Consider the following 12284-nt stretch of genomic DNA (forward strand, 5'->3'; position numbering starts at 1 on the left):
GACTATGCAACGCTACTCAGGCTTCGGCCTCTTCAAACACTCCCTCAGCCATCACGAAAACTGGCAGAAGATGTGGCGCACGCCGACCCCTAAAAAGGTCTATGACGTGGTCATCGTCGGCGGTGGCGGGCATGGTCTGGCGACCGCCTACTACCTCGCCAAAGAGCACGGCATCACTAACGTGGCCGTGGTCGAAAAAGGCTGGCTGGGCGGCGGTAACACCGCGCGCAACACCACCATCGTTCGCTCCAACTACCTGTGGGACGAGTCGGCGCACCTGTACGAACACGCAATGAAATTGTGGGAAGGCCTGTCCCAGGACCTGAACTACAACGTGATGTTCTCCCAGCGCGGCGTTTACAACCTGTGTCACACCCTGCAAGACATCCGTGATTCCGAACGTCGTGTCAGCGCCAACCGCCTCAACGGCGTCGATGGCGAACTGCTCGATGCCAAACAAGTGGCTGACGAGATTCCGTACCTCGACTGCTCGAAAAACACTCGCTACCCGGTGATGGGCGCTACCGTCCAGCGTCGCGGCGGCGTGGCCCGTCACGACGCCGTGGCCTGGGGCTTTGCCCGTGCCGCCGACGCCTTGGGCGTGGACCTGATTCAACAGACCGAAGTGATCGGTTTCCGCAAGGAAAACGGAGTGTGCATCGGTGTTGAAACCAACAAGGGCTTCATCGGCGCCAAGCGCGTCGGTGTGGTGACCGCCGGTAACTCCGGGCACATGGCCAAGCTCGCCGGTTTCCGTCTGCCGATCGAATCGCATCCGCTGCAAGCGCTGGTGTCCGAGCCGATCAAGCCGATTATCGACAGCGTGATCATGTCCAACGCCGTACACGGTTACATCAGCCAGTCCGACAAGGGTGACCTGGTGATCGGCGCCGGTATCGACGGCTACAACGGCTACGGCCAGCGTGGTTCGTACCCGGTGATCGAGCACACCATTCAGGCCATCGTCGAGATGTTCCCGGTGTTGTCCCGCGTTCGCATGAACCGTCAGTGGGGCGGCATCGTCGACACCACGCCGGACGCATGCCCGATCATCTCGAAAACCCCGGTCCCGAACATGTTCTTCAACTGCGGTTGGGGCACCGGTGGCTTCAAGGCAACACCTGGCTCGGGCAACGTGTTTGCCGCGAGTCTGGCCAAGGGTGAAATGCACCCATTGGCTGCACCTTTCTCCATCGACCGTTTCCACAACGGTGCGTTGATCGATGAACACGGCGCTGCTGCGGTTGCCCACTAACAGGAGAAATCCCCATGTTGCATATCTTCTGTCCTCACTGCGGCGAACTGCGCTCCGAAGAGGAATTCCACGCATCCGGCCAGGCGCACATTCCGCGTCCACTGGATCCGACCAACTGCACCGACGAGGAGTGGGGCGACTACATGTTCTTCCGCGATAACCCTCGCGGTCTGCACCATGAGCTGTGGGATCACGTCGCCGGTTGCCGTCAGTACTTCAACGCCACCCGTGACACCGTGACCTACGAGATCCTCGAGACTTACAAGATCGGTGCAAAGCCACAATTCACCGACAAGACCGATAGCCCGAAAGCGGCCGCCACGGCTCTGGGAGAGAAGGTATGAGCCAGATCAATCGCCTGTCCAACGGCGGACGGATCGACCGCAACAAAGTGCTGAGCTTCACCTTCAACGGCCAGACCTACAAAGGCTTTGAGGGCGACTCCCTGGCCGCCGCTTTGCTGGCCAACGGTGTCGACATCATCGGTCGCAGCTTCAAGTATTCCCGTCCGCGCGGCATCTTCGCCGCTGGCGCCGAAGAGCCGAACGCTGTGCTGCAAATCGGCGCGACCGAAGCCACGCAGATCCCGAACGTACGCGCCACGCAACAAGCGCTGTATCAAGGTCTGGTCGCCACCAGCACCAACGGCTGGCCGAGCGTGAACAACGACATGATGGGGATTCTCGGCAAGGTCGGCGGCAAGCTAATGCCGCCGGGCTTCTACTACAAAACCTTCATGTACCCGCAATCGTTCTGGATGACGTACGAAAAGTACATTCGTAAGGCCGCCGGTCTTGGCCGCTCGCCGACCGAGAACGATCCGGACACCTACGACTACATGAACCAGCACTGCGACGTGCTGATCGTCGGCGGTGGCCCTGCTGGCCTGGCCGCTGCACTCGCTGCCGCGCGCAGCGGTGCCCGTGTGATCCTCGCTGATGAACAGGAAGAGTTCGGCGGCAGCCTGCTCGATTCCCGCGAAAGCCTCGACGGCAAGCCTGCTGCCGAATGGATCGCCAGCGTCATCGCCGAACTGAAAGACACCCCGGACGTGCTGCTGTTGCCGCGCGCCACGGTCAACGGTTACCACGACCATAACTTCCTGACCATTCACGAGCGCCTGACCGATCACCTCGGCGACCGCGCCCCGATTGGCCAGGTCCGTCAGCGCATCCACCGCGTTCGCGCCAAGCGTGTAGTGCTGGCGACCGGTGCTCACGAGCGTCCGCTGGTTTACGGCAACAACGACGTGCCGGGCAACATGCTCGCCGGCGCTGTGTCGACTTATGTGCGTCGTTACGGCGTGGCACCGGGCAAAAAACTGGTGCTGTCGACCAACAACGATCACGCCTATCGCGTGGCTCTGGATTGGCTCGACGCCAGCCTGCAAGTCGTCGCCATCGCCGATGCGCGCAGCAATCCGCGCGGTGCGCTGGTTGAAGAAGCGCGCGCCAAAGGCATCCGCATCCTGACCGGCAGCGCCGTGATCGAGGCCCGTGGCAGCAAGCACGTGACCGCCGCTCGCGTTGCCGCGATCGATGTCAAAGCGCACACCGTGACCAGTCCTGGTGAATGGCTTGAATGCGACCTGGTTGCCAGTTCCGGCGGTTACAGCCCGGTGGTTCACCTGGCGTCGCACTTGGGTGGCAAGCCGATCTGGCGTGAAGACATCCTCGGTTTCGTACCGGGCGAAGCACCGCAGAAACGCGTGTGCGTCGGTGGCATCAACGGCGTTTATGGCCTCGGCGATTCCCTGGCCGATGGTTTTGAAGGCGGCGCTCGCGCAGCCAGCGAAGCCGGTTTCAGCGTGGTCGAAGGCACCTTGCCGAAAGCCCTGAGCCGTCTGGAAGAGCCGACACTGGCGCTGTTCCAGGTGCCGCACGAAAAGAACACCGCACGTGCGCCGAAGCAATTCGTCGACCTGCAAAACGACGTCACTGCGGCCGCCATCGAACTGGCGACCCGCGAAGGCTTCGAGTCGGTCGAGCATGTCAAACGCTATACCGCACTGGGCTTCGGTACTGACCAGGGCAAGCTCGGCAACGTCAACGGTCTGGCCATCGCCGCCCGTTCGCTGAACGTGACCATCCCGCAGATGGGCACCACCATGTTCCGTCCGAACTACACGCCGGTGACCTTCGGTGCTGTGGCCGGCCGTCACTGTGGGCACATCTTCGAGCCTGTGCGTTTCACCGCGCTGCATCACTGGCACGTGAAGAACGGCGCCGAGTTTGAAGACGTCGGTCAGTGGAAACGTCCGTGGTACTTCCCGAAACACGGTGAAGACCTGCACACCGCCGTGAAGCGCGAATGCAAAGCCGTGCGCGACAGCGTCGGCCTGCTGGACGCTTCGACCCTGGGCAAAATCGACATCCAGGGCCCGGATTCGCGCGAGTTCCTCAACCGCATCTACACCAACGCCTGGACCAAGCTCGACGTGGGCAAGGCGCGCTACGGCCTGATGTGCAAAGAAGACGGCATGGTGTTCGACGACGGCGTAACCGCCTGCCTCGCCGACAACCACTTCGTGATGACCACCACCACCGGCGGCGCTGCACGCGTGCTGCAATGGCTGGAAATCTACCACCAGACCGAATGGCCAGACCTGAAGGTGTACTTCACGTCCGTGACGGATCACTGGGCAACCATGACCCTGTCCGGGCCGAACAGCCGCAAGCTGCTCAGCGAAGTCACCGACATCGACCTGAGCAACGAAGCCTTCCCGTTCATGACCTGGAAAGAAGGTCTGGTCGGCGGTGTACCGGCGCGGGTGTTCCGGATTTCGTTTACCGGTGAACTGTCGTACGAAGTCAACGTTCAGGCCGACTACGCCATGGGCGTGCTCGAGAAAATCGTCGAGGCCGGCAAGCAGTACAACCTGACCCCGTACGGCACCGAAACCATGCACGTGCTGCGGGCCGAGAAGGGTTTCATCATCGTCGGTCAGGACACCGACAGCTCGATGACCCCGGACGACCTGAACATGGGCTGGTGTGTCGGTCGCACCAAACCGTTCTCGTGGATTGGCCAGCGTGGCATGAACCGCGAAGACTGCGTGCGTGATCAGCGCAAACAGCTGGTTGGTCTGAAGCCGATCGATCCGACCAAATGGCTGCCGGAAGGTGCGCAACTGGTGTTCAACACCAAGCAAGCGATCCCGATGACCATGGTCGGTCACGTCACCTCCAGCTACTTGCACAACTCCCTGGGCTATTCGTTTGCCATGGGCGTGGTCAAGGGCGGCTTGAAGCGCATGGGTGAGCGGGTGTTCGCACCGCTGGCCGATGGCAGCGTGATCGAGGCGGAAATCGTTTCTTCGGTGTTCTTCGATCCAAAGGGTGATCGCCAGAACGTGTAAGTCGATCGTTCCCACGCTCTGCGTGGGAATGCATCCCGGGACGCTCCGCGTCCCAAGAGCGGACGCAGAGCGTCCATGGCGGCATTCCCACGCAGAGCGTGGGAACGATCAACAAAAGAAAGGTGCTTTATGACCGCAGCCAATGTTTACCAACAACGCCCAACCACTGGGGCCAAGGCCGAGTCGTCGCTGCATCACGCAGGCCTGCCAAGCCTGGTGGGCAAGGGCCGCAAAAGCGCCGGCGTGATCGTGCGTGAGAAAAAACTCCTCGGCCACCTGACCATTCGTGGCGATGGTCATGATGCGGCGTTCGCTGCCGGGGTGCACAAAGCCCTCGGTATCGAATTGCCGGGCGCGCTGACCGTCATCGTCAAAGGCGAAACCAGCCTGCAATGGATGGGGCCGGATGAATGGCTGCTGATCGTGCCGACCGGTGAAGAATTCGCCGCCGAGCAGAAACTGCGTGAAGCGCTGGGCGACCTGCACATTGCGATCACCAACGTCAGCGGCGGCCAACAGCTCCTCGAACTGAGCGGCCCGAACGTGCGCCAGGTGCTGATGAAGTCCACCAGCTACGACGTGCACCCCAACAGCTTCCCGGTGGGCAAGGCTGTGGGCACCGTGTTTGCCAAGTCGCAACTGGTGATTCGCCATACTGCCGAAGACACTTGGGAACTGCTGATTCGTCGCAGCTTCTCGGATTACTGGTGGTTGTGGTTGCAGGATGCTGCCGCTGAATACGGCCTCAGCGTCCAGGCGTAACGATCGTTCCCACGCTCTGCGTGGGAATGCATCCCGGGACGCTCCGCGTCCCAAAGCGGACGCAGAGCGTCCATGGCGGCGTTCCCTCGCAGAGCGTGGGAACGATCAGATAGGAGTCACCGCATTATGAGCCGCGCCCCAGACACATGGATTCTGACCGCCGACTGCCCAAGCGTCCTCGGCACCGTGGACGCGGTGACCCGCTTTCTGTTCGAGCAGGGCTGCTACGTCACCGAACACCATTCCTTTGATGATCGGCTTTCGGGCCGTTTCTTCATTCGTGTGGAATTCCGTCAGCCCGACGGCTTCGACGAACAAGCCTTCCGCGCCGGCCTCGAAGAACGCGGCCAAGCCTTCGGCATGATCTTCGAACTCACGGCGCCGAACTACCGCCCGAAAGTGGTGATCATGGTTTCCAAGGCCGATCACTGCCTCAACGATTTGCTCTACCGCCAGCGCATCGGCCAATTGTCCATGGACGTGGCCGCCGTGGTCTCCAACCACCCGGACCTCAAGCCGTTGGCGGACTGGCACCAGATTCCGTATTACCACTTCCCGCTGGACCCGAACGACAAACCGTCGCAGGAGCGTCAGGTCTGGCAGGTGATCGAAGAGTCCGGCGCCGAACTGGTGATCCTTGCCCGCTACATGCAAGTCCTGTCGCCAGAGCTGTGCCGCAAACTCGACGGCAAGGCGATCAACATCCATCACTCCCTGCTGCCCGGTTTCAAGGGCGCCAAGCCCTATCACCAGGCCTACAACAAGGGCGTGAAGCTGGTCGGCGCCACGGCGCATTACATCAACAACGACCTGGACGAGGGGCCGATCATTGCCCAGGGCGTTGAGGCGGTGGACCACAGTCATTACCCGGAAGATTTGATCGCCAAGGGGCGGGATATCGAAGGGCTGACCCTGGCCCGGGCCGTTGGTTATCACATTGAACGAAGGGTTTTCCTGAACGCTAATCGCACTGTCGTTCTTTAGATCGCCATCGCGAGCAGGCTCGCTCCCACAGGGATTTGTGTCAGTGCACAAATCCCGGACACACCAAAGATCCATTGTGGGAGCGAGCCTGCTCGCGATGAGGCCCTTACAAACAACACAAGACACACAAGCAATAACCCGAGCAATCAACGCGCCGCCGTTCCATGGCGACGCGACCGCTACATAAAAACAACAGCGAGGTGAAAGCATGTCTGGCAATCGTGGTGTGGTGTATCTCGGCAATGGCAAAGTCGAAATACAGAAAATCGACTATCCGAAAATGCAGGACCCGCGCGGCAGGAAGATTAACCACGCTGTCATCCTGCGTGTGGTTTCCACCAACATCTGTGGTTCCGACCAGCACATGGTGCGCGGCCGTACTACCGCTCAAACCGGCCTGGTGCTGGGCCATGAGATCACCGGTGAAGTGATCGAGAAGGGCAGCGACGTCGAAAACCTGCAAATCGGCGACCTGGTGTCCGTACCGTTCAACGTGGCTTGCGGGCGCTGCCGTTCCTGCAAGGAAATGCACACGGGTGTTTGCCTGAGCGTTAACCCGGCGCGTCCGGGCGGTGCTTACGGTTATGTCGACATGGGCGACTGGACCGGCGGCCAGGCTGAATACGCGATGGTGCCGTATGCCGACTTCAACCTGCTGAAACTTCCGGATCGCGATCGCGCGATGGAAAAAATCCGCGACCTGACCTGCCTCTCCGACATCCTGCCGACCGGTTACCACGGTGCAGTGACGGCCGGCGTTGGCCCAGGCAGCACCGTGTACATCGCGGGCGCTGGCCCGGTCGGTCTGGCCGCCGCCGCTTCCGCTCGCCTGTTGGGCGCAGCGGTGGTGATCATCGGTGACGTCAACACCGTGCGCCTGGCGCACGCCAAGGCTCAGGGTTTCGAAATCGCCGACCTGTCCCTGGACACCCCGCTGCACGAACAGATCGCTGCACTGCTGGGCGAACCAGAAGTGGATTGCGCCGTCGACGCCGTGGGCTTCGAAGCGCGTGGTCACGGCCATGACGGCGTGAAACACGAGGCTCCGGCCACCGTGCTCAACTCGCTGATGGGCGTGGTTCGGGTTGCCGGCAAAATCGGTATCCCAGGCCTGTACGTGACGGAAGATCCGGGTGCAGTCGATGCAGCCGCGAAAATGGGCAGCCTGAGCATCCGCTTCGGTCTGGGCTGGGCCAAATCCCACAGCTTCCACACCGGTCAGACGCCAGTGATGAAGTACAACCGCCAGCTGATGCAGGCGATCATGTGGGACCGTATCCACATTGCCGACATCGTGGGCGTGGAAGTCATCAGCCTGGATGACGCGCCACGCGGTTACGGCGAGTTCGACGCGGGCGTGCCGAAGAAGTTTGTGATCGATCCGCACAAGTTGTTTAGTGCGGCGTAAGGCTTCACGCAAAACAAAACGGCGACCCGAGGGTCGCCGTTTTTTGTTCGATTAAAGGGCCGCCAACGCTCCTTGATATAGAACGGGACCCGTCGGTTGCCCCGTCGGCGACCCACCCTTCGGTTCAAGACTGACCGCCAACGCAATCGGTTTGCCAATCAGCGCCTTCTGCACGTCGCTCAGTTGAACCTTGCCTTTACCGCCCGCCGGGATCACACCAAGGGAAATCGGTTTGCCATCCGCCGGAATCGCCCACAGCTCCAGACTTTGCCCCGGATCAACCGCCGCCAGTGTCAGCGGCTCAACGTTCAAATAATCCTCATGCGCTTCAACCTTCAGCGCAGGCTGCGCGTCGGCGGTCAGCAACGTGGCGCTGTAACGCGCGCTGTCGCGGTTATAGATCACACCCAACGTCACGGCGATCACTAGCGAGCAAACCGCAGCCGATACTCGCAACCAGTTCCAGAACCGACGTTTTTCCGGCATGTGCAGCACTTGCGGCTCAATCCGTGCCGTAATTCCCTGCCACACCCGCTCCGGCACCGGCTGCTCGGGCAGTGCTTCGGTCAAACTGGCCAGGCTTTCCTGCCACTGCGCCAATTCCGCACGAAGCGCCGCGTCTTCCAGCAACAGCTGTTCGAAACGCCGACGAGCGGCAGAGGGCATCAAGCCAATGGCGTAATCGGCGGCGAGGGCGCGGCGCAGGGGCGGGGTTTGATAGTTCATGATTCAAGGCACCTGCGCAGTCGCTCCATACCGCGGCGGATCCAGGATTTCACCGAGCCCAGCGGCGCGGCCAGGTGTTCGGCGAGCTCAGAGCAGGACAGCCCCTGAAAGTAAGCCACGGTGATCGATTGGCGCTGCATGCCGTCGAGGCTTTCCAGGCAGCGGTTCAAGGCGTTGGCCTCACGGGCACTGCTTAGCTGTTCGTGGGCCGATGGGCTTTCGTCCACCAGCGCCTGTTCTTCAAGGTCGCTCAACGGCCGGTCGCGGTGTTTGCGCAACTGATCGATGGCCTGATGACGGGTGATGTTGATCATCCAGGTCAGCGGCGCCGACAGATGCGCTTCATAACGCGAGGCGTTGTTCCAGATGCGCACGAAGCTTTCCTGCAACACTTCTTCAGCCAGATCCGGCCGCCCCATGAAACGCAGCGCTACGCCATGCAGCCGTGGGCCGACGCTGCGGTAAAGCGTCTCGAAAGCGCGGCGGTCGCCCAGTGAACACTGGGCCAGAAGCTGCCTGAGCTGATCGGCGTCGGCGATGGGAATGGCAGTTCTCCGGGCAATCGAAGTGAGCTGGGTGAGGTGCCGGTTGCAGGCAGAGGTTAGTTCACGGTGCGCGGTTGTTCCATTCACGGGTGCCACCTCGGAAACCGCCGACCCTGATGCGCAGGGTCGGCGGCACGCTTCAGCTTTTCGGCATCAGTACTTTGTCGATGACCTGAATCACGCCGTTGGACTGATACACGTCATAGGTGGTGATGTCGGCGACGTCACCTTTTTCATCCTTGATGGTGATGTTGTGCGGGCCGTTCATCATCGCCCACAGCTTGCCGCCTGCGACGGTGGTCAGTTCGGCTTTGCCGCCACCAGCCTTGATCTTCTCGGTCAGGGTCATCATGTCGAGTTTCCCGGCGACCACGTGGTAGGTGAGGACGTGAGTCAGGGTCGCCTTGTTGGCGGGTTTGAGCAGGGTATCGACAGTCCCGGCCGGCAGGGCGGCGAAGGCCGAGTTGACCGGGGCGAACACGGTGAACGGACCTTTGCCCTTGAGGGTGTCCACCAGGCCTGCGGCTTTCACGGCGGCGACCAGGGTGGTGTGGTCGGCGGAGTTCACCGCGTTATCGATGATGTCCTTGCTCGGCATCATGCTCTGGCCGCCGACAATGACCGCGTGGCCCGTGTCTGCCGCTTGCACAGTGTTCAGGACGAATCCGCCGCCAAGGGCCAGGGTCAGCAGGCTGGCAATCAACGGCGTTTTGATCGAAGTGCGTTTCATGGTGATGATCCTCGTGCAGGGAATCGGCCAGGAATGTCTGTCCGTGCTTGATATACGCGGGCGGGGCCAGACTGGATGCAGCGCCGGTCAATTCTTTTTCGACTGTTCGTCGGGGGCTCGCCAAGACTCGGAACAATCCCCTGGGATGCCAGTCCAACACACGGTTTTTCGCCGCCCATTGCCGGGCGGTTTTCATGGCCCATGAGGATGTCTGGATGAAGATTTCACGCGGTTTTGCACTGGCTTCGCTGATGTGCCTGGCGGCCAGTCCGGTCTTTGCTCAGTTCAGCCTGTTCGATGCGGCCAATGCTCTCTCCGGCGCGGAGGACGATGACGCCGCCGTGTCCGCGCCGACCGCTACGACCGCGCAGACCGCCGGTCTGCTGAGTGCGCTCAGCCAATTGAACGTGACGCCAGAACAAGCCATTGGCGGTGCCGGGGCGATGCTCGGTCTGGCGAAGAATCAATTGAGTTCGACCGACTACTCGGAGTTGTCCAAAAGCGTGCCCGGAATCGACTTACTGTCCGGTGGCGGTGGACTGGGTGTCCTCAGCGGCTTGCTTGGCTCGTCCGGTCAAGCGGCAGGTCTGGGCAACGTCTTGGGCAACCTGAATAACACCAACGACCTGAACAGTGCCTTCAACGCACTGGGCATGGACACTGGCATGATCGGCCTGTTTGCCCCCGTGCTTCTGCAATTTTTCGGTCAGCAGGGCGTCGGCGGGTCGCTGCTGACAAATCTGGGCGGGATCTGGGGCGCAGGCACCGGTACCTGATTCAGCGGCGCTCGGCGCGCAACGCGTCGATGCGCTGGTCCTTCTCGATCCAGAGCTGGTTGACCCAGTTCTGGATGGTTTCGCGAAACTGCGGGTCATTTTCGTAATCGCCCTGCCACAGCGCCGGGTCGAGTTCGCGGGTCTTGATGTCGATGATGACCCTCGGCACGTTGCCACTGAGCAAATCCCAGAACCCCGGAATCGTCTGCTGCGGATACACCACCGTCACATCAAGGACGGCGTCCAGCTGTTCGCCCATTGCCGCCAGAACAAACGCCACGCCGCCGGCCTTGGGCCGGAGCAGGTGGGTGAAGGGTGATTGCTGCTGGGCACGTTTCGCGGCGGTAAAGCGTGTGCCTTCCAGGTAATTGACCACCGTCACCGGCTGACGCTTGTACAACTCGCACGCCGCTTGGGTGATCTCCAGATCCTTGCCGGCCAGCTCAGGGTGCTTCGCCAGGAATGCCTTGGTGTAGCGTTTCATGAACGGATAATCCAGCGCCCACCACGCCAACCCCAGGAACGGCACCCAGATCAGCTCTTTCTTGAGGAAGAACTTGAAGAACGGCGTGCGGCGATTCAGTGTCTGGATCAGCGCCGGGATATCGACCCAGGATTGATGGTTGCTGATTACCAGATACGACGTGTCGACCCGCAGGTCATCGCCGCCACGGATGTCCCATTGCGTGGGGATGCACAGGCGGAAAATCAGCTTGTCGATTTCGGCCCAGGTCTCGGCGATCCCCATCACCGTCCATGAGGCGTAATCACGCAAGCGCCCGGGCAGGACCAGTTTGAGCAAGGCGAACACCATCAGCGGCCCGAACAGGACCAGGGTGTTGAGCAACAGCAGCAGGGTAACGAAACAGCCGGTGAGCAGGCGGCGCATAAATAACTCTTGAAAGCCTTTGGGCGCGCAATGATAAGCAGCTTCGGACGGCAGGCCAAATCGGTGACGACGAATGTTTCACCTTTTCGGCGGTATGCTTGAGCAGATTTGAACCTGTCAGGCATTTGTGGGGACTGTTCCGGCCTCTTCGCGGGCAAGCCCGCTCCCACAGTAGATTGGGGTGTACCCAAGGTTTGTGAACGACACGAAACCCTGTGGGAGCGTGGCTTGCCCGCGAAGCGATTTCAAGAACGAACGAATTGCTCACCCACGGTCTAAAATTCCGCTGCCCACTCCTCAAGGAAGCCCATTACGTGAAATCCCTCCTTGCACTGCTTTCCCTCGTGGCCCTGCCGGTCCTGGCCGCTGAGCCGACCCTGTACGGGCGCTACGAATACATCGCGCTGCCGGAAATCGGTGGCGAAGTCCTCAAGGCCAAGATGGACACCGGCGCCCTGACCGCGTCGCTGTCGGCCAAAGACATCGAAACCTTCACCCGCGATGGTGACGAGTGGGTACGCTTCCGCCTCGCCACCAAAGGCGCGAGCAACAAGGTCTACGAACATAAGGTCGCGCGGATCAGCAAGATCAAGACCCGCTCCGAAGAAGACGAGGACGACAACGAAGCGGTCGAACCCACCAAGCGTCCGGTGGTCGATCTGGAACTGTGCCTGGGCAACGTCAAGCGCACCGTTGAGGTCAACCTCACCGACCGCAGCAGCTTCAACTACCCATTGTTGATCGGTGCCAAAGCCTTGCGTGAGTTCGGCGCGGCGGTGAACCCGGCACGGCGCTTTACCGCGGACAAACCCGACTGCTGATTTCCAGTGGTCTCATTGACGTGACGTGAG

12 protein-coding genes are annotated in these 12284 nt (G+C 61.1%); 8 read left to right on the forward strand and 4 right to left on the reverse strand.

All coding sequences use genetic code 11. The annotated features are described in order from the left end of the window. The first annotated feature begins 4 nt into the window (after nt 1-4). From ACMXYJ_RS03810 to fdhA, 6 genes are all read left to right on the forward strand, one after another. Complete coding sequence (locus tag ACMXYJ_RS03810; protein ID WP_007947735.1) at nt 5-1255, forward strand: sarcosine oxidase subunit beta; 1251 nt, start codon at nt 5-7, stop codon at nt 1253-1255. Between the two features lie 14 nt (nt 1256-1269). Further along, entirely contained in the window at nt 1270-1599 is a 330-nt protein-coding gene (locus ACMXYJ_RS03815) for a sarcosine oxidase subunit delta (RefSeq protein ID WP_123368610.1), read from the forward strand. After that, nucleotides 1596-4613 carry a sarcosine oxidase subunit alpha gene (locus ACMXYJ_RS03820; RefSeq protein WP_415758835.1) on the forward strand — a complete coding sequence of 1006 codons (3018 nt, stop codon included), beginning with the start codon at nt 1596-1598 and terminating at the stop codon, nt 4611-4613. Before ACMXYJ_RS03815 ends, ACMXYJ_RS03820 begins: the two co-directional genes overlap by 4 nt. Before the next feature lie 129 nt (nt 4614-4742). Continuing rightward, nucleotides 4743-5375 carry a sarcosine oxidase subunit gamma gene (locus ACMXYJ_RS03825; RefSeq protein ID WP_415758836.1) on the forward strand — a complete coding sequence of 211 codons (633 nt, stop codon included), beginning with the start codon at nt 4743-4745 and terminating at the stop codon, nt 5373-5375. 126 nt (nt 5376-5501) lie between these two features. Continuing rightward, nucleotides 5502-6359: a formyltetrahydrofolate deformylase gene (gene purU, locus ACMXYJ_RS03830; protein ID WP_008147101.1), complete on the forward strand. Its 858-nt coding sequence runs from the start codon at nt 5502-5504 to the stop codon at nt 6357-6359. A 208-nt stretch (nt 6360-6567) separates the two neighbouring features. Further along, nucleotides 6568-7767, forward strand: a complete 1200-nt coding sequence (fdhA, locus tag ACMXYJ_RS03835) for a formaldehyde dehydrogenase, glutathione-independent (protein ID WP_007947729.1) — start codon at nt 6568-6570, stop codon at nt 7765-7767. Nucleotides 7768-7818: 51 nt separating this feature from the next. On the opposite strand, the gene ACMXYJ_RS03840 is transcribed toward fdhA, so the two are convergent. The 3 genes from ACMXYJ_RS03840 to ACMXYJ_RS03850 are packed head-to-tail and all read right to left on the reverse strand — an operon-like array spanning nt 7819 to nt 9768. Next, on the reverse strand, nt 7819-8493 hold the full coding sequence (locus ACMXYJ_RS03840) for an anti-sigma factor (RefSeq protein ID WP_415758837.1): 675 nt from the start codon (nt 8491-8493) through the stop codon (nt 7819-7821). Then, on the reverse strand, nt 8490-9125 hold the full coding sequence (locus tag ACMXYJ_RS03845; protein ID WP_415758838.1) for a sigma-70 family RNA polymerase sigma factor: 636 nt from the start codon (nt 9123-9125) through the stop codon (nt 8490-8492). The genes ACMXYJ_RS03840 and ACMXYJ_RS03845 overlap by 4 nt, the downstream gene beginning before the upstream one ends. A gap of 52 nt (nt 9126-9177) precedes the next feature. After that, nucleotides 9178-9768 carry a fasciclin domain-containing protein gene (locus ACMXYJ_RS03850; RefSeq protein WP_415758839.1) on the reverse strand — a complete coding sequence of 197 codons (591 nt, stop codon included), beginning with the start codon at nt 9766-9768 and terminating at the stop codon, nt 9178-9180. A gap of 215 nt (nt 9769-9983) precedes the next feature. On the opposite strand from ACMXYJ_RS03850, the gene ACMXYJ_RS03855 reads away from it, so the two are divergent. After that, a complete protein-coding gene (locus ACMXYJ_RS03855) occupies nt 9984-10544 on the forward strand; it encodes a DUF2780 domain-containing protein (protein ID WP_415758840.1) in 561 nt (186 codons plus the stop codon). A gap of 1 nt (nt 10545) precedes the next feature. Here ACMXYJ_RS03855 and ACMXYJ_RS03860 read toward each other — a convergent pair whose 3' ends face one another. Beyond that, nucleotides 10546-11433: an acyltransferase gene (locus ACMXYJ_RS03860; protein ID WP_415758841.1), complete on the reverse strand. Its 888-nt coding sequence runs from the start codon at nt 11431-11433 to the stop codon at nt 10546-10548. A gap of 314 nt (nt 11434-11747) precedes the next feature. On the opposite strand from ACMXYJ_RS03860, the gene ACMXYJ_RS03865 reads away from it, so the two are divergent. Further along, entirely contained in the window at nt 11748-12254 is a 507-nt protein-coding gene (locus ACMXYJ_RS03865; protein WP_095127169.1) for an ATP-dependent zinc protease family protein, read from the forward strand. Nucleotides 12255-12284: the final 30 nt, after the last annotated feature.

This window comes from Pseudomonas arabinosi, from assembly GCF_047758675.1.
Taxonomy (GTDB): Bacteria; Pseudomonadota; Gammaproteobacteria; order Pseudomonadales; family Pseudomonadaceae; genus Aquipseudomonas; species Aquipseudomonas arabinosi.